Annotated in this window: 20 protein-coding genes; 13 read left to right on the top strand and 7 right to left on the bottom strand. The window is 70.6% G+C overall.

Translation table 11 applies throughout. The annotated features are described in order from the left end of the window. Window positions 1–36 precede the first annotated feature (36 nt). Window positions 37–213: a hypothetical protein gene (locus tag BJY18_RS13835; protein WP_184780365.1), complete on the bottom strand. Its 177-nt coding sequence runs from the start codon at window positions 211–213 to the stop codon at window positions 37–39. 76 nt (window positions 214–289) lie between these two features. Here BJY18_RS13835 and BJY18_RS13830 point away from each other — a divergent pair, with 76 nt between their 5' ends. The 3 genes from BJY18_RS13830 to BJY18_RS13820 are packed head-to-tail and all read left to right on the top strand — an operon-like array spanning window position 290 to window position 1,618. Beyond that, a complete protein-coding gene (locus tag BJY18_RS13830) occupies window positions 290–457 on the top strand; it encodes a ribbon-helix-helix protein, CopG family (RefSeq protein ID WP_184780364.1) in 168 nt (55 codons plus the stop codon). Then, complete coding sequence (locus tag BJY18_RS13825) at window positions 450–773, top strand: VOC family protein (protein WP_184780363.1); 324 nt, start codon at window positions 450–452, stop codon at window positions 771–773. Before BJY18_RS13830 ends, BJY18_RS13825 begins: the two co-directional genes overlap by 8 nt. Next, window positions 770–1,618, top strand: a complete 849-nt coding sequence (locus tag BJY18_RS13820; RefSeq protein WP_184780362.1) for a class I SAM-dependent methyltransferase — start codon at window positions 770–772, stop codon at window positions 1,616–1,618. The genes BJY18_RS13825 and BJY18_RS13820 overlap by 4 nt, the downstream gene beginning before the upstream one ends. On the opposite strand, the gene BJY18_RS13815 is transcribed toward BJY18_RS13820, so the two are convergent. The 6 genes from BJY18_RS13815 to BJY18_RS13790 form a co-directional block, all read right to left on the bottom strand. Beyond that, window positions 1,590–2,066: a CoA-binding protein gene (locus BJY18_RS13815; RefSeq protein ID WP_184780361.1), complete on the bottom strand. Its 477-nt coding sequence runs from the start codon at window positions 2,064–2,066 to the stop codon at window positions 1,590–1,592. The two genes, BJY18_RS13820 and BJY18_RS13815, sit on opposite strands and share 29 nt — an antisense overlap. Beyond that, window positions 2,063–3,349, bottom strand: coding sequence for an O-acetylhomoserine aminocarboxypropyltransferase/cysteine synthase family protein (locus BJY18_RS13810; protein WP_184780360.1), 1,287 nt, complete (start codon window positions 3,347–3,349; stop codon window positions 2,063–2,065). The genes BJY18_RS13815 and BJY18_RS13810 overlap by 4 nt, the downstream gene beginning before the upstream one ends. Window positions 3,350–3,543: 194 nt before the next feature. Beyond that, entirely contained in the window at window positions 3,544–4,761 is a 1,218-nt protein-coding gene (locus BJY18_RS13805; protein WP_184780359.1) for a WXG100 family type VII secretion target, read from the bottom strand. 1 nt (window position 4,762) lies between these two features. Then, the gene (locus BJY18_RS13800) at window positions 4,763–5,341 is read right to left on the bottom strand and encodes a DUF3558 domain-containing protein (RefSeq protein ID WP_312873838.1); all 579 of its coding nucleotides are present in this window, start codon (window positions 5,339–5,341) and stop codon (window positions 4,763–4,765) included. Between the two features lie 35 nt (window positions 5,342–5,376). Further along, the gene (locus BJY18_RS13795) at window positions 5,377–5,775 is read right to left on the bottom strand and encodes a hypothetical protein (RefSeq protein ID WP_184780357.1); all 399 of its coding nucleotides are present in this window, start codon (window positions 5,773–5,775) and stop codon (window positions 5,377–5,379) included. A 176-nt stretch (window positions 5,776–5,951) separates the two neighbouring features. Next, entirely contained in the window at window positions 5,952–6,803 is an 852-nt protein-coding gene (locus BJY18_RS13790; RefSeq protein ID WP_184780356.1) for a putative RNA methyltransferase, read from the bottom strand. 176 nt (window positions 6,804–6,979) lie between these two features. Here BJY18_RS13790 and BJY18_RS13785 point away from each other — a divergent pair, with 176 nt between their 5' ends. From BJY18_RS13785 to BJY18_RS13740, 10 genes are all read left to right on the top strand, one after another. Next, window positions 6,980–8,353, top strand: a complete 1,374-nt coding sequence (locus BJY18_RS13785; protein WP_184780355.1) for an ammonium transporter — start codon at window positions 6,980–6,982, stop codon at window positions 8,351–8,353. Beyond that, the gene (locus tag BJY18_RS13780) at window positions 8,350–8,688 is read left to right on the top strand and encodes a P-II family nitrogen regulator (RefSeq protein ID WP_184780354.1); all 339 of its coding nucleotides are present in this window, start codon (window positions 8,350–8,352) and stop codon (window positions 8,686–8,688) included. The genes BJY18_RS13785 and BJY18_RS13780 overlap by 4 nt, the downstream gene beginning before the upstream one ends. Window positions 8,689–8,697: 9 nt before the next feature. Next, window positions 8,698–11,010 (top strand): [protein-PII] uridylyltransferase, encoded by a 2,313-nt coding sequence (locus BJY18_RS13775; protein ID WP_184780353.1) that lies wholly within the window; start codon window positions 8,698–8,700, stop codon window positions 11,008–11,010. A gap of 123 nt (window positions 11,011–11,133) precedes the next feature. Next, window positions 11,134–11,514 carry a hypothetical protein gene (locus BJY18_RS13770; RefSeq protein WP_184784608.1) on the top strand — a complete coding sequence of 127 codons (381 nt, stop codon included), beginning with the start codon at window positions 11,134–11,136 and terminating at the stop codon, window positions 11,512–11,514. Between the two features lie 276 nt (window positions 11,515–11,790). After that, window positions 11,791–13,329, top strand: a complete 1,539-nt coding sequence (gene ffh / locus BJY18_RS13765) for a signal recognition particle protein (RefSeq protein WP_184780352.1) — start codon at window positions 11,791–11,793, stop codon at window positions 13,327–13,329. Further along, window positions 13,326–14,399 carry an amidohydrolase family protein gene (locus BJY18_RS13760; RefSeq protein WP_184780351.1) on the top strand — a complete coding sequence of 358 codons (1,074 nt, stop codon included), beginning with the start codon at window positions 13,326–13,328 and terminating at the stop codon, window positions 14,397–14,399. Before ffh ends, BJY18_RS13760 begins: the two co-directional genes overlap by 4 nt. 43 nt (window positions 14,400–14,442) lie before the next feature. Next, the gene (locus BJY18_RS13755) at window positions 14,443–15,165 is read left to right on the top strand and encodes a CPBP family intramembrane glutamic endopeptidase (protein WP_184780350.1); all 723 of its coding nucleotides are present in this window, start codon (window positions 14,443–14,445) and stop codon (window positions 15,163–15,165) included. A gap of 87 nt (window positions 15,166–15,252) precedes the next feature. After that, window positions 15,253–16,050 carry a CPBP family intramembrane glutamic endopeptidase gene (locus tag BJY18_RS13750; RefSeq protein ID WP_184780349.1) on the top strand — a complete coding sequence of 266 codons (798 nt, stop codon included), beginning with the start codon at window positions 15,253–15,255 and terminating at the stop codon, window positions 16,048–16,050. Window positions 16,051–16,263: 213 nt separating this feature from the next. Further along, complete coding sequence (gene rpsP / locus BJY18_RS13745) at window positions 16,264–16,713, top strand: 30S ribosomal protein S16 (RefSeq protein ID WP_184780348.1); 450 nt, start codon at window positions 16,264–16,266, stop codon at window positions 16,711–16,713. Next, window positions 16,710–16,949: an RNA-binding protein gene (locus BJY18_RS13740; protein ID WP_003103110.1), complete on the top strand. Its 240-nt coding sequence runs from the start codon at window positions 16,710–16,712 to the stop codon at window positions 16,947–16,949. The genes rpsP and BJY18_RS13740 overlap by 4 nt, the downstream gene beginning before the upstream one ends. Window positions 16,950–16,965 lie beyond the last annotated feature (16 nt).

Below are 16,965 nucleotides of genomic sequence, written 5' to 3'. Positions count from 1 at the left end.
CCGCTGACGCCGGGGAGCCTCGAACGGCGCGGAGCGTCAGTTGCGCGCGCTCGGCCGGTTCAGGTAGGCGGAGAACGAGGACAGCAGGCACGCGACCGCCACGATCGCGCTGACCCACCACGGCCCGCCGACGACCAGGTTCCACACGAGCGCGACGGCCATGATCACCGCGGCCAGGATGTTGCGGATCTGCAGTGCGGAGGGTTTCGCCATGCCCCCACTTTCTCACGGCATCCGGCCGAACCGGCCGCGGCTTGTCCGGCCGCGGCTAGCTTGCTAGCATTCTAGGATGGGCAGGGACGAGGTCAAGCAGTTCAACGTGTACCTGCCGGTCGAGCTGGTCAAGCAGGTCAAGGTCCGGGCGATCGAGACCGAGCAGTCGCTGTCCGCGCTGGTCGCGGCGGCTTTGCGGGCGTATCTCGACGTCCCTTCCGGAGAGGACGAGAAGCATGGGTGAGGGTATTGCCGCGGTCTTCCTGGAGACCCGGAACTGGGGGAAGACGGCGAAGTTCCTCCAGCGGGTGGGGTTCACCCTGGATTTCGAGACCGACCACAGTTCCGGGCAGCTGAGCCGCGGCGACGGTCCACCGGTCTTCGTGGCCGAGGTGCCGGACCGGGAACCGTCCGCGTCGCTGGTCGTGCCGGTGCCGGACGAGTCGCTGGACCCCGCGCTCGAGGTGCTCACCCCGTTCGAGGACACCCACTACGGCACGCGCGAAGCGTCCGTCCGGGATCCCGACGGCCGGGTCTGGGTCCTGCGGGTGGCGTCGTGACCGCGCCGGACCACACCGCGGTGCGGGTGGCGCTCTGGCGGGCGCTGCACCTGGCCGACGCACCGCCGCACGTGCTGGCCGACGAGGTCGGCCTCCGGCTCGCCGGTCCGGACGAGGGCTGGCGCGACCGGCCGGACATGGATATGGCCACCACCGCGCGGTTCCGGGCGAGCATCGTCGCGCGGAGCCGGTTCGTGGAGGACCTGGTGCGGGAGCGGGCCGTGCCGCAGTACGTGCTGCTGGGTGCCGGGCTGGACACCTTCGCCCAGCGAGCGCCGGGTGGGGTACGGGTGTTCGAGATCGACCAGCCGGGCACTCAGGAATGGAAGCGGGCGCGGCTGATGGAGCTGGGATTGCCGCTGCCGTACCGATTCGTGCCGGTCGATTTCGAGGCCGGCGAGAACTGGGTGGCCCGGCTCGTCGCGGCCGGGTTCGACCCCGCACGCCCGGCCGTGGTCGCCTCGACCGGGGTGAGCATGTACCTCACCCGGGAGGCGAACGCCGCCACGCTGCGCGCGTTGGCCGCCTTCGCCGCGGGCACGGTGGTGGCCATGACGTTCCAGACGCCGGTCGAGTCGTTGTCCGAAGAGGACCGCGCGGGCAGGCAGATGGCTGTCGACGGCGCGAAGGCCGCGGGCACGCCGTTCCTGAGCTTCTTCGCGCCGGAGGAAATGCTGGAGCTGGCGAGGGAATGCGGTTTCGCGGACGTCCGGCACGTCAGCGCCGCCGAGCTGAACCGGCGCTACTTCGCCGGCCGTCCGGACGGGCTGGCCACCTCGAAGGGCGAGGAGTTCCTCGTCGCGACGACCGGAGACGTCAGGGAGCGGTCTGCCGGCGGGAGCTGATCACGCCGGTGTTGAAGCCGGCCAGGTGCAGCCCGCCGGCGAACCGCGCGTGCTCGATTTTCACGCAGCGGTTCATCACCACGTCGAGACCCGCCTCCCGTGCCCGGTCTGCCACCGGTTCGTGCCACAGTCCCAGCTGGAGCCACAGGGTGCGGGCACCGGCCTCGATGACCTCCTCGGCCACCCCGGGCAGGTCGTCGTGCTTGCGGAACACGCTGACCAGGTCGACGCCGCCGGGCACGTCCTTCAGCGACGGGTAGACCGGCCGGCCGAGCAGGGTGTCCAGCCGCGGGTTGACGAAGTTGACCCGGTACCGCGTGGACGAGAGCAGGTAGGTCGCCACGAAGAAGCTCGGACGGGCCGGATTCGCCGACGCGCCCACCACCGTGACCGATTCCGTGCGGCCCAGGATCTGCTGCCGCGCCACCGCGCCGATCTCGTGGCTCATGCGGTCACCGCCTTGTCCAGCGCCTGGTCGAGATCCCACAGCAGGTCCTCGGCGTCCTCCAGCCCGACCGACAGCCGGATCAGGTCCGGGCCGACGCCACCTGCCGCCAGCTGCTCCTCGGACAGCTGCGCGTGCGTGGTCGACGCCGGGTGGATCACCAGCGTGCGCGCGTCCCCGACGTTCGCCAGATGCGACAGCAGCTCGACGGATTCCACGAACTTCTCGCCCGCCGCGCGGCCACCGCGGACGCCGAACGAGAACACCGCGCCCGGTCCGGCCGGCAGGTACCGCGCGGCCCGCTCGTGGTGCGGATGGTCCGGCAGCCCGGCGTAGGAAACCCAGGCCACGCGGGGGTCACCGGCCAGGTACTCGGCGACCGTGCGCGCGTTGGCCACGTGCGCGTCCATGCGCTGCGGCAGCGTTTCCACGCCCTGCAGCAGCAGGAACGCCGAATGCGGCGAGAGGACGGCGCCGATGTCACGCAGCTGCTCGGCGCGCAGCCGGGTGCAGAAGGCGTATTCGCCGAAGTTCTCCCAGTACTTGAGACCGCCGTAGCTGTCGACAGTTTCGGTCATGCGCGGGAAGTTGCCGTTGCCCCAGTCGAAGGTGCCCGCTTCCACCACCACTCCGCCGAGGGTGGTGCCATGTCCGCCGAGGAACTTCGTCGCCGAATGCAGCACGATGTCCGCGCCGTGCTCGATCGGACGGCACAGGTACGGCGTGGCGAGCGTCGCGTCGACCACGAGCGGGATGCCGTGGGCGTGCGCGAGGTCGGCCAGCCCGGCGAGGTCGGCGACGTTTCCGCTCGGGTTGCCGATGATCTCGGTGTAGATCAGCTTCGTGCGGTCGGTGATCGCTTTCGCGTAGTCCTCGACTTCGCCGCTGACGAACGTGGTCTCGACGCCGAAGCGCGCGAGCGTGCCGGTGAGCTGGGTGACTGTGCCGCCGTAGAGCCCGCTGGCCGACACGATGTGGTCACCGGCCTCGACGAGCGAGGAGAAGGTGAGGAACTCCGCGGCCTGCCCGCTGGCCGTGGCGACCCCGCCGATGCCCCCTTCGAGGCTCGCGATGCGCTCTTCGAACGCGGCGACGGTGGGGTTGCCGATACGGCTGTAGATGTTGCCGTACTTCTGCAGCGCGAACAGGTTCGCCGCGTCGGTCGCGTCCTCGAACACGAAGCTGGTGGACTGGTAGATCGGCACGGCCCGCGCGCCGGTCGCCGGATCGGGCGTCCCGCCGGCGTGCAACGCGCGCGTGCGGAAGCCCCAGGTGCGCTCACTCATCGCACGCCACGCTACCCAGGCGCGCGCCCCGTGGCCATGCCTCCCGCAGGGTGGTCCCCGAAGGCCCGGCTGCCGGGACCTTCGTGCCTGCTCTCCGTGGTGCGCTCGTCCGGCCCGGCCGGTGCCGTCGGTGTCGATCGTCGGTGGTGTCGGGCCGGCCGCGGTGGGTTGTGGAGCCGCGCGGGCCGGTCTGGTCAGGCGCCGAGCGTCGGGGGTACCGGGCGCATGCCGGTCGCCGGATCGACTGCCTTGTCGTCGTCGGCGAAGAGGTCGACGTCGAGCACGTACTTGCGTTCGTGCTCCTCGTCCTCTTCCTTCTTGCCGCGCTGGCCGCCGGGGGCCGCCGCGCCGGACATGCCCTTCGCGCCCGCTGTGCCACGGCCGCCACCGACCCGGCTCGCCGCGCTTTCCCCGGCGCCGCTGCCCGACCGCGCGCCCGGACCTGCCTCGGGACCACCGGCCGTGCCGCCGCTGCCGAACCGCGCGGACGTCCCGCCGCCTCCGCCGAGCCGCGCCGCGATGCCGCCGCCGGCCGCGCCCGCTCCGCCGAAGCCGCCCGCGAACCCCGGGCCGGATCCCGGGCCGGATCCGGGGCCGTAGCCGTTCGGTCCGTTCCCGCCGCCCGGAACCAGCGGCCCGGACGACGGTGGAACGGATCCGGCGGTCGTCGTCTGGTCGCTTCCCGTGCCACTCCCCGCGCCGGTTCCAGGTGCCGAGGGGTCCTGCCCGGGCAGGTGCTGGGTGGCCGGCGCAGTTCCGGGGCCGGGGGTGCTTCCGGGGGCGGTCGGGGCGCCGCCGCTCGGTCCGTTCGGTCCCGGCCCGCCCGTGGACTTCTGCGGGCCGGGGGACTGCCGGTCGATCGTCACGTCCCCGCCGTCGTAGGCGCCGATCGTGCCGTAGTCGGTCTTGAGCTGCTGCGAGTTGCCCTGGGTCTGGGTGGTGAAGTCCTGGTACAGCTCGAGGTTCTGCTGTGCGGTGTCGTTGTACTCGGTGACCTTGGACAGCATGTCGTAGTCGTACCAGTCCACCCGGCTGCCGGGGGCGAGCCCCGGTTTGGGCGGAAGCGGGGTCAGCCGGTTGCGCAGGGCGTCGTGCATCGAGATGCCGGTCGTGTGGGTGCCGCCGTTGTCGGTGAAGGTCTGGCCCCCGTCGATCGTCGAAGCACGGAGCTTCTGCATCCGCGACGCCGCCAGCTCCGAGGACTGCCCGCTCCAGGTCGACTCCAGCTTCGCCAGCGTCCGGCTCAGATCCTGGCTCAGCGCCTCCTGCTCGGTGGCCAGCTCCCGCGCCGCCGTCGCCCCCTCGTGCCAGCCCCCGGTGTCCCCGGCCAGCACCTGACTGACGATCTCCTCGATCGGCACCGGCCCCGGCAGTTTCGCGAAGTACTCCTTGGCCGCCTCGGCGAAGTCCATGTCACCGCCCGGCTTTCTGCTTCAACGTGGTGACCACGTCCCCCGCCACCTGCGCGGCGAGCGGGCAGGGATCGACTTTGCCGGACTTGTCCCTGCGCGGGAAGGCTTCCACGCTGAAGGCCAGGTGGTCAGTCACTCCGACGTCCACGTCGCACGACATCGAGTAGGGGCCAGGCTGCTTGTCGTAGGCGACGGCAGGGAAGCCTTGAACGAGTGGAAGTGCCTCGAACCGTTTCATCTGCGGCCGGACGACGGCGTACGTGTTGCTGAGGCCGTCGCTGTTCTTGCCGTCGAAGGAGACACCGATGAAGCTGCCGGTGTTCGAATTGGTCCAGTTGCAGAGCCGGTCGATTGCTTTTCCGGGTTTGCCGGGGACGGCGGAACCGAGCCAGTAGGTGAGCTGTTGCGGAGTGAGTGCTTCACATGGGTCTCCTGACAGCACTGTGTCCGGCAGCGGGTGTTCGACTTTGGGCGCACCGCCATAGGGCGCGGACGGCTTCGCTGGTACGGACGAACTCATCGTCGGTGCCGAGGTCGCGGTGCCTGGTGTTGTGCTCGAGCAGCCGGTGAGGAGCAGCACGGCGCCGATTGCCGTGACCGTCAAGCGTAGTTTCATCACATGTGTCCCGAGGGAGTGTCAGCACCCGGGAGGGCCGCTGCTTGAGCCTGATCGGTCTCGCCGATAGCCGTCAGGGCCTTGGCGATCCTGTCGATCAACTCCCGAACGTAAGCCAGTTGCAGATCGATATGTCCGCCTCCGTAGGAGAAAGCCCCCAACTTTCCGCTGCCGTCGCCGACTCGGGCCACATGCATCGCCATGGTCGCCGGATCCTCCGACGGTGCCGCCATACTGCACAGGTTCTGTGCCTTCTGGTGCATCGCGAGCAATCTGTCCTCGTACCCCCGCAATTCCTTCAGCACCTGTTTCGCCTCGTCCGGTTGGAGTGCGAATCCGTTGGGTGCCGTGCTCCACCCGCCTGGGTCGAGTACCGAGAACTGGACGTCCTCCCACATGCCCCGGTCCTCCCCATGATCGGTGTCGGCAAATGGAAACAGCTAACACCGTAGCCGATCACTCACCGCTTGTGTGACGTTCTCCGGAAAATGGTGAATGACAAGACATTAATGCTCTGATAACCCATTCTATGGACAATTGGAGAATGGTGTGAAATGCCTGCGTGTGGGCTTGTTCAGTCGTTCCGTCGCCAGACGCCGACCGCGACCGCGAGCGTCACGTTCCTGGCGGGGGTCCAGCGGAGCCGTTCCCGCCGTCCGTCGCGGTCCAGGTGGAAGCCGGCCGGGCCCATCGCGACCACGTCGTGCACCTGCCGGGTGGTGAAGGGGCTCGTGTGGACGACCTCGGTGACCGATTCCCGGGTGAAATAGGCACCCAGGGTGGTTTCCAGGCGCTGTTCCTTCCGCTCGTCCACCGCGAGCACGAGGTCGCCCAGTTCGGCGAGGTGGCCGGGCAGCGGCGCGGCCACCACAAGCAGTCCGCCGGGCTTCAGGACGCGGTGGAACTCCGCGGCGTTGCGCGGGGAGAAGACGTCCAGCACCACGTCCGCGACCCCGTCGGCGACCGGCCACGGTTCCCACAGGTTCCACACCGCGGCACCCAGCCGCGCGTGCGCCCGCGCGGCACGGCGCAGCGCGATCGCCGAGACGTCCAGCGCCAGCCCGACCGCGGAGGGCGCCGCGTCGAGCACGCGCGAGAGGTAGTAGCCCGGCCCGGCGCCGGCATCGACGACCAAGCCAGACGGCGTCCCGGCCGCTGCCGCGACGGCGTTCGCGAGCGGTGCGTAGGCGCCGGAGGCGAGGAACGCCGACCGCGCCTCCACCATCGGTGCGGTGTCGGCCGTGCCGGCGGGGATCCGTGCGTGCAACAGGTTGACGTAACCCTGCCGGGCCAGGTCGAACGAGTGACGCCGTTCGCACCGCAGCGTGCGTCCTGCTAACCCGACCGGGGCGCCACAGACCGAACAGCGCAAGGCTTCCACGACCCGGCGTGGCAGTGGGTCATTTCCGGGTCCGGCCGCCGTCATGCGGTCATTCGACCACGACGTTTCGCAACCGGACACGCCACCCCGTGCAGGCGGAAACCTCGCCGTAACAAGCCCGGTGCCGGTGTTCACGCCGGGGAAACCTGCCGCGCCGCTGCGGGAAACACTCGCGCCGAAGACTTTCCGCCCAGCGACCCCAGTGCACGGGAGGAAAGATTGTGCTGAACGCAGGAGACACCGCGTGGGTGTTGATCAGCGCCGCGCTGGTCATGCTCATGACGCCAGGACTCGCGTTCTTCTACGGCGGGATGGTCCGCGCGAAGAGCGTCCTGAACATGCTGATGATGAACTTCGTCGCGCTGGCCGTGGTCGGGGTGCTGTGGGTGCTCTTCGGCTTCTCGCTGACGTTCGGCGAGGACTCCTTCGGCGGGCTGATCGGGAACTTCGACTTCGCCGGGCTGTCGAACGCCGCGGGCGCGCTGGTCGGGTTCGCCGCGGACGGACCGCCGCCGGTGCCGTGGCCGGGGCCGGACGCGTTGCCGCTGCTCGCGTTCTGCATGTTCCAGCTGATGTTCGCGATCATCACCCCGGCACTGATCTCCGGCGCGATCGCCGACCGGGCGAAGTTCTGGGGCTGGACGTTGTTCGTGGTGATCTGGGCCGTCATCGTGTACTTCCCGGTCGCGCACTGGGTGTTCTCCTTCGACGGTTTCCTCGGCCCGGACGCGACCGGCGGCTGGATCGCCAACCAGCTGGGGGCACTCGACTTCGCCGGTGGCACCGCGGTGCACATCAACGCAGGCGCCGCCGGTCTCGCGCTGGCCATCGTGCTCGGCAGGCGCAAGGGCTGGCCCAAGGACACCGGCCGCCCGCACAACGTGCCGTTCGTGCTGCTCGGTGCTTCCCTGCTGTGGTTCGGCTGGTACGGCTTCAACGCTGGTTCTTCGCTCGGCGCGAACGACCTGGCCGGTGTCGCGTTCACCAACACCACCGTGGCCACCGCGGCCGCCGTGCTCGGCTGGCTGATCGTGGAGCAGCTCAAGTTCGGCAAGCCGACCACGCTCGGCGCGGCCTCGGGCGCGGTCGCCGGGCTCGTCGCGATCACCCCGGCGTGCGGGTTCGTCAGCCCGCTCGGCTCGATCGCGATCGGCGTGATCGCCGGGGTGCTGTGCGCGCTGGCGGTGTCGCTCAAGTACCGCCTCGGGTTCGACGATTCACTCGACGTGGTGGGCGTGCACCTGGTCGGTGGTCTCGTCGGCACCGTCCTGATCGGCTTCTTCGGCACCACGAGCGTGAACTCCGCCGGTGCCGACGGGCTGTTCTACGGTGGCGGCTTCGGACAGCTGGGCATCCAGGTGGTCGCGGCACTCGCGGTGCTGGCCTACTCGTTCGTGCTGTCGCTGGTGATCGGCTTCGCGATCAAGAAGGCCGGCGGGTTCCGGGTCAGCGCCGAGCACGAGGTGAGCGGGATCGACGAGGCGCAGCACGCGGAGAGCGCCTACGACTTCACCGGGATGGGCGGGATCGGGCAGCACAGCACCTTCCCGGTGAAGCACCCGGCCGCCACGAAACTCGAGGAGACCAAGGCATGAAGCTGATCACCGCGATTGTCAAGCCGTTCACGCTGGACGACGTCCGCTCCGCGCTCGAGCAGCTGGGCGTGCTCGGCATGACGGTGAGCGAGGTGCAGGGCTACGGCAGGCAGAAGGGACACACCGAGGTCTACCGGGGTGCCGAGTACTCGGTGGACTTCGTGGCCAAGCTGAAGATCGAGGTCGTCACCGACGACACGGCGGTGGAGAAGGTGCTCGACGCGGTCACCACCGCCGCGCACACCGGCAAGATCGGCGACGGCAAGGTGTGGGTCACGCCGGTGGAGACGGTGATCCGGGTCCGGACCGGCGAACGCGGCGCGGACGCGCTGTAGGCCGGGCGGATGGCCGACGGGGGTGAGCTGACCAGGGCGACCGCGCGGTTGCTCGAGGGCAGGCACGGCCGGCTGGGGGCCGCCGCACTGCGGGCGGCGCTGGTCGACCTGTACGAGTTCTGGCTCGGCAAGGGCGCCACGGCGGCCGGCGTGGACACCGCGGAACCGGGTGTCGCGCTGGTCGCCGTCGGCGGGCTCGGACGACGGGAGCTGGTGCCCTTCTCCGACCTCGACCTGGTGCTCGTGCACAACGGGAATCCTCGCGTCGGCGACATGGCCGACGCGCTGTGGTACCCGCTGTGGGACGCGAAGGTCGGGTTGGACCACGCTGTGCGGACACCCGGCGAGGCGCTGAAGGTCGCCTCGGAGGATCTGCGGACCGCGCTCGGCTTGCTCGACCTCCGGCACCTTGCCGGGGACGCGGAGCTGGCCGCGCGGCTCGCCTCCGCCGCGCGTGACCAGTGGCGCCGCACAGCCCGCAAACGGATCGACGAGCTCACGGATTCCGTGCACACGCGCTGGCGGCGCAGCGGTGAGATCGCGCAGTCGGCGGAACCGGACCTGAAGCACGGCCGCGGTGGGCTGCGGGACTTCGCCGTGCTGGAGGCCTTGGCAGTAGCCCAGCTGACGGACCGGCCAGGTGAGGAACTGCTGACGGCGAAGGAGCTTCTCCTCGACGTACGCACCGAGCTGCGCCGTGAGCTACGGCGCGAGCGTGACGTGCTGAGCGCTCCGGAGGCTGATCCGGTGGCTGCCGAACTCGGGTTCAGCGACCGGTTCACACTGGCACGCAAGCTTTCCGGCGCTGGACGCGTGGTGGCGTACGCGGTGGACGTCGCCCTGCGGTCCACGGTGGAACCGTCGCGGTCCCGGTTCGGACGGCGTCCCGCGCGCACTCCGTTGGCCGAAGGCGTGGTGCTGCACGGCGTCGAGGTCGCACTCGCGCGCGATGCTGTACCGGCTAAGGATCCTGCGCTGTTGCTACGGGTCGCTGCGGCTTCCGCGCGTACCCGTAAGCCGATCTCGCACGGGACGCTCCGGGCGTTGGCGGAGTCGGCGCCGGAGCTGCGCACGCCGTGGCCGGACGACGCGCGCAACGCCCTCGTGGAGCTGCTGGGCGCGGGGGAGGGGCTGGTCGACGCCGTCGAGGCGCTGGACCGGACTGGCCTGTGGGCACGGCTCTTCCCCGAGTGGGGCGCGATCCGCGACCTGCCGCCGCGGTCGCCGGTGCACCAGTGGACGGTGGACCGGCACCTGATCCAGGCGTGCGTCGAGGCGGCGAAGCTGACGACCACTGTCTCGCGTCCGGACCTGCTGTTGATCGGCGCGCTGCTGCACGACATCGGCAAGGGCCGCGACGCCGACCATTCGGAACTGGGCGCGAAGATCTCCGCACAGGTGGCCGAGCGGCTCGGGCTGCCGCCGGCGGACGTCGCGACAGTGTCCGCCGCGGTCCGCCACCACCTGCTGCTGCCGCACACTGCGACGCGGCGTGACATCGCCGACGCTGCGACCGTGTCGCGTGTGGCGAAGACGCTGGACAGCGATGTGGTGCTGCTCGAGCTGCTGCACGCGCTGACCCGTGCCGATTCGCTGGCCACGGGACCGGGCGTGTGGACCGACTGGAAGGACCGTCTGCTCGCCGAACTCGTCGCGAGTTGCGAAGCAACGATGCACGGCAAGGGGTTCAGCCCGCCCGAGCCGTTGGACGAAGAGCAACGAGAACTGGTCGCCCAGGCCGCGCGTACCGGACTCGGGCAGGTACGGATCACCGCGCACGGCAAGGTGGTCACGGCTGTGCTGGCCGTCCCCGCGGGGCGCGAACTGCTCGCTCCGGCCGCTGGAGTGCTGGCGCTGAACTCACTGGAGGTTCACGGAGCTGCCCTGCGTGAGCACGACGACGGCCGCGCGGGCGTGTTCACCGCATCCCCGAAGTTCGGCTCCCTGCCGGACCCGGCGCTGCTGCGGGAGCAGTTCGCGCGCGCCGTCGCAGGCACACTCCCACTGACCGAGCGAATAGCGGCGAAGGAACGTGACTACTCCACCTCGTCGGTCGCGGTCGTCGCACCGCATGTGCGCTGGTTCGACGGCGAGACCAGTGGTCCGAACGCAGTGGTGCTCGAACTCCGCGCTGCGGACCGTATCGGCCTGCTGTTCCGCGTGGCGGGTGCGCTTCGCGGCGAAGCCCACGTGCTGTGGGCGAAGGCCGCCACCCTCGGCGGCGCAGTGGTCGACTCGTTCGCGCTGTCGCCGCGACGCGGCTCCGTCACCGCGCAGTGGCGCGCGAAGGTGGTCGAAGCCGTGCTCGCTGCGGTGTCCTGAGCGGACTGCGTTCGGCCGTACGGGCTACCTGCGCGGGGTGTCGGGGGCATACCGGCCGCTTCCGGTGGCAGGATGGCGCGGGTTCGAGGAGGGTGCGAGCGGGGGTGAGCACGAGTGAGCACGATGCGGAATCCGGAACCCGGCCTCCCGGGGCTTTCGCTGCCGCCGACGGTGGTCGCCGGCCACCTGCGGTCCTGCGCCGAGGAGCTGGCCGGGTCGCTGCGCGGGCACCACGAGGCCGCCACTCTCGGCGAGCTGGCCGAGGTCGTCACCCAGCTCGTCGCGGGGCAGCACGCGCTCGCGCACGCGCTGGCCGGGCTCGCCGGGCGCGTGGACGTCCGCAACGGCGCACTGGCCGCGGCGTCGACGGTCGACGTCGAGGTGGTCACCGAAATCCTGCAGGCGGCGGCGTGCGCGGCCGGCTGTTCGGCCGAGGCGCTCGCCGATGCCCAGCCCTCCTTCGACTGCGTCCGTGAGTCGGCCGGACCCGAAACCCGCGTCTGAGTAGTTCCACCCAGTCCCGGTTGGGGGATTTCACGCTGCCGCACCCCCGTGCACGCGCGGCAGACTCCACGTCAACGCGGTGGACGAAAGGCGTTCCTCCGCGTGCTCGCGGCGGAGGCCACCCGGGGAGGTGTGGTGCTCCGCCCCGGTTCCGGGAGCGGTCGTGGGGAGCGGCCGCGTCCCGGAACCCCCGGAGCGGCTACCCTCGGGGGATGCCGGGGCGGCTGTGTGCTGCCCGGCACGCGAACTCTCGACCCAGCTGGAGCGTGCACCCCCGTGTTCGACACCCTCTCCGATCGGCTCACCTCGGCCCTTCAGTCGCTCTCGCGCAAGGGCCGGCTGTCCGACGCCGACATCGACGCCACCGCGCGTGAGATCCGTATCGCGCTGCTCGAAGCGGACGTCGCGCTCCCGGTGGTCAAGGCGTTCGTCGCGCGGATCAAGGAACGTGCGAAGGGCGCCGAGGTCTCCCAGGCGCTGAACCCGGCGCAGCAGGTCATCAAGATCGTCAACGAGGAGCTCGTGGCGATCCTCGGCGGCGAGACGCGCCGGCTGAACCTGGCGAAGAACCCGCCGTCGGTGATCATGCTCGCGGGCCTGCAGGGCGCCGGTAAGACGACGCTGGCGGGCAAGCTCGCGCAGTGGCTGAAGAAGCAGGGCCACGCGCCGATGCTGGTCGCCTGTGACCTGCAGCGGCCCAACGCGGTCACCCAGCTGCAGGTGGTCGGCGAGCGCGCCGGGGTGCCCACGTTCGCGCCCGAGCCGGGCAACGGCGTCGGCGATCCGGTCGACGTCGCCCGCCGCGCCATCGACGAGGCCCGCCACGCACAGCACGACATCGTCGTCGTCGACACCGCGGGCCGTCTCGGTGTCGACGAAGAGCTGATGAAGCAGGCCAGCGACATCCGCGAAGCCGTCGACCCGGACGAGGTCCTGTTCGTGGTCGACGCCATGATCGGCCAGGACGCGGTCACCACCGCGGAGGCGTTCCGCGACGGCGTCGGCTTCACCGGCGTCGTGCTGACGAAGCTGGACGGCGACGCCCGCGGTGGGGCCGCGCTGAGCGTCCGCGAGGTCACCGGCCAGCCGATCCTCTTCGCGTCCAACGGCGAGAAGCTCGAGGACTTCGACACCTTCCACCCGGACCGGATGGCTTCGCGCATCCTCGGCATGGGTGACGTGCTCACCCTGATCGAGCAGGCCGAGCAGCACTTCGACCAGGAGCAGGCCGAACAGGCCGCGCAGAAGCTGACCAGCGGCCAGCTGACCCTGGAGGACTTCCTCGAGCAGATGCTCGCGGTGCGCAAGATGGGCCCGATCGGCAACCTGCTCGGCATGCTGCCCGGCGCCGGGCAGATGAAGGACCAGCTCGCCGAGGTCGACGACAAGCACCTGGACAAGCTGCAGGCGATCATCCGCGGGATGACCCCGGCCGAGCGGGCCGATCCCAAGCTGATCAACGGATCCCGCCGGCTGCGCATCGCCAACGGGTCGGGCGTGGCCGTGCGCGACGTGAACGATCTGGTCAACCGCTTCTTCGAGGCGCGCAAGATGATGGCGCAGATGGCCGGCCGGTTCGGCTTCGGCGGGGGCGGCGGCAGCAAGTCCCGCAAGGGCAAGAAGGGGAAGAAGGGCAAGGGCCGCGGCCCCACGCAGCCGAAGGTGCGCGGCGGGATGCCCGGCGGCATGCCGATGCTGCCCCCGGGCGGAGCCGGCGGCGGGATGCCGGACCTGTCCCAGCTCGGCGGCATGAACGACGTACCCGGCTTCGACCCGTCGAAGTTCAAGCTGCCGAAGGACCCCAAGAAGAAGTGAGCGCGCTGCACCTGTCCGGCACTGTCCTGCCCGACGGTGAGCCGCGTGCGCTGTGGATCGACGGCGGACGGATCTCGTTCGAACCGCTTCCCGGCGCGCAGACGCTGTCCACCGGCGGGTTCCTGGTGCCTGGCCTCGTCGACGCGCACTGCCACCCGGGAATCGGTCCGGGTGGCGCGGTGCCGCTGGAGGAAGCGGCGCAGCAGGCGCGCACCGACCGCGACGCGGGAACCCTGCTGATCCGCGACTGCGGCCTGCCGATCGACGTCCGGCCCCTGCAGTCGCGTACGGACCTGCCCACGATCATCCGCTGCGGCCGGCACCTCGCACTGCCCAAGCGGTACCTGCCGGGTTACGCGATCGAGCTGGACGATCCGGCGTCGCTGCCCGAGGCCGTCGCGGAACAGGCCCGGGCCGGCGACGGCTGGGTGAAGCTCGTCGGCGACTGGATCGACCGGGCGGAAGGCGATCTCGCGCCGTTGTGGCCGGACGACGTGCTCGCCGAAGCCATCCGCGTCGCACACAGCCTCGGCGCACGCGTGACGGCGCACGTCTTCGGCGAGGCTGCGTTGCCGGGGCTGATCGAAGCCGGCATCGACTGTCTCGAACACGGCACGGCGTTGTCCGCGGACCAGCTCGCCGAACTGGCCCGCCGCGACGTGGCCCTCGTGCCCACGCTGATCAACATCGAGAACTTCCCGGGCATCGCGGACAAGGCCGCGAAGTACCCGACGTACGCGGCCCATATGCGCGCGCTGCACGCAGGCGTCGGCGAGATGGTGTCTTCGGCCGTCGAAGCCGGCGTACGCGTCTTCGCGGGCACAGACGCTGGCGGCATGGTCGAGCACGGCCTCATCGCCGACGAAGTCGAGGCGCTGCACAAGGCCGGTATGTCACGCACACAGGCGCTCGCGAGCGCGTCGTGGGCGGCTCGCGAATGGCTCGGCCACCCCGGCATCGAGCACGGCGCACCCGCCGACCTGATCGTCTACCCCGCGGACCCGCGCGAGGACCTGTCCGTACTCCGGCACCCGAAGCACATCGTGCTGGGCGGCGTCCTCTTCGACTGACCCCGCCGCGCCGCGCCACTGCACCGGCACCTAGCGTGAGCCCGTGGTCGAGAACAGCGGCGGCAGACGGGTGTTCGGTGCCCACTGGGCGTTCGTCGCGTTCTTCGCCGGAGTCGTCGGCTACCACCTCGTCACGCTCGTCACCACGGCCGCGGTCAACCACCAGACCGGGGACGACGACCCGCTCGATCTGCCCGCCGGTCCGGCCCTGCTGCTGGCTTTCCTGCCGAACCTGGTGCTCGGTCTCGGCCCGGTCGCCGGCTCGCTGCGCTTCGGAGCCGGCCTCGAACGCGACTTCGGGCTGCGGGCGACCTGGCGGGACATCCGCATCGGCCTCGCCTGCGGAGCCCTCGCGCTCGTCGTCGGCTACCTGCTCAACCTCGGCGTCCTCGCGGTCTACGGCGGCGACGACGTGTCCGACAGCCCGCTCACCGACCTCCCCGACGTGTCCGACGGCAGCTACGCGTGGGTCGCCGCGGCTGCCGCGATCCTGATCGTCGTCGTCCCGCTCACCGAGGAACTGCTCGTGCGCGGGACGCTGTGGAACGCCCTCGTGCACCACCGGGTGCCGTCGTGGGTGGTACTGGTGCTCACCGCGCTCGTTTTCGCGCAGTTGCACGGGGAATCGACCCGCATGATCGCGTTGTTCGGCCAGGGCCTGGTCCTCGGGCTGGCGCGTTACCGGTCCGGCCGCACGGCGGCGAGCATGGTGGCCCACGCCGCCAACAACCTGCCGCCCGCGGTGCTGCTCTTCACCGGACATTGATCATCCACGTGATCATTCGAGTACTGTGCGAAGCCGTCCGGCCGGTTAGGCTCGACCGGTGATCCGCGCGACCACCGGAGGACCGGCGTGACGACTTCCCAGCACCGGGAGCCCTTCCCGGGCGGCACGCCGATCGTGGGAGAGGACTCGGTGCCCGACTTCGCCGAATTTCCCGCGCACCGCTGGGGTTTCGGGGCGTTCCTGCTGGTCGAGGTGGTGCTGCTGGCCTCGGCCGCGTTCGTCAGCGTGCTCGTCGGCGAACCGGGCCCCGGACAGCCGCTGCCGATCAGTTCGGTCCTGCTCGGCACCATGCTGCCCACCATGATCGCGGCCGGCGTCGCGCTGCTGGTCACCGTGCTGCGCGGCAACGGCCCGGTCCTCGACCTGCGGATGCGCTGGTGCTGGGCGGACGTGAAGGTGGGGCTCAAGTTCGGGCTGGTCGGACTGGTGGTCGCCGCGCTGGGCGCCTACGTGTGGACCGAGATCGTCGGCTCGGCGGACGCCACCTCGGCGATCAGCGCGCTGGTGGACGACCGCAAGATGTCCGTTCCCGCGGCCGCGGTGATGTTCGCCTACCTCTGGCTGATCGGGCCGGTCTGCGAGGAGATCATCTACCGCGGGCTGCTCTGGGGTGCGGTCGAACGGCTGAAGTGGCGCAGCGAGCGCATGTGCCGCATCGCCGCCCTCCTGCTGTCCACCGCGGTGTTCGCGGCCAGCCACCTGGAACCGTTGCGTACCACGCTGCTGCTGGTCATCGCGATCCCGATCGGACTGGCCCGGCTCGCCACCGGACGGCTCGCGAGCAGCGTCGTGGCACACTCGGTGAACAACTTCCTGCCCGCGGTGGCGATCCTGCTCGGCGCGCTCGGGGTCACCTCGATCTGACTTGGAACCGATTCGGATCCGGCTCGGATCTCCGCGCCGCCGGGGTCTGCGCGAGTCCGTCCGCGCCGTCTGGCAGAATGTTTGCTTGCCCGCTTCCGCCGGACCCTCTCACCGCGTGGAAGCTCCTGACCTCCGGGTGCCCGCGACTCTGTCCCCACGGGGTTCCGCGTGCGCCCGCACCGCACCAGAGAGCACTGAGGAGTACCCACACCCGTGGCCGTCAAGATCAAGCTGCAGCGCCTCGGCAAGATCCGTGCGCCGTACTACCGCATCATCGTCGCCGACGCGCGCACCCGCCGGGACGGCAAGGCCATCGAGACCATCGGCAAGTACCACCCGAAGGAAGAGCCGAGCCTCATCGAGGTCGACACCGACCGCGCGCAGTACTGGCTGGGTGTCGGCGCGCAGCCGACCGAGCCGGTGCAGCGCATCCTCGAGGTCACCGGCGACTGGCAGAAGTTCAAGGGCCTGCCGGGCGCCGAGGGCACCCTGAAGGTCGCCGAGCCGAAGCCGTCCAAGCAGGACCTGTTCAACGCGGCGCTGGCCGCGGCGGGCGAGGAGCCTGCCGCCGAGGCCACCACGCCGAAGAAGAAGGCCCCGAAGAAGGCCGACGACAAGGCTGCTGAGAAGGCCGAGGCCGGCGAGGGCGAGAAGTCGGAGTGAGCTTCCTCGCCGACTCCCTCGAGCACCTGGTGCGCGGGATCGTCGACAACCCGGACGAGGTCCGGGTCGAGCTGCTGACCACGCGCCGTGGCCGCACGCTCGAGGTGCACGTGCACCCGGACGACCTCGGCAAGGTGATCGGCCGGGGCGGACGCACCGCGACCGCCCTGCGCACCGTGATGGGCGGCATCGGTGGCCGCGGCGTCCGCGTGGACGTCGTCGACACCGACCGCTGACCCGGCCGCACCCAGG

This window comes from Amycolatopsis jiangsuensis, assembly GCF_014204865.1.
GTDB classification, from domain to species: domain Bacteria; phylum Actinomycetota; class Actinomycetes; order Mycobacteriales; family Pseudonocardiaceae; genus Amycolatopsis; species Amycolatopsis jiangsuensis.
The sequence above is the reverse complement of the archived record's forward strand: the minus strand, read 5'-3'. Positions and strand labels throughout refer to the sequence as shown.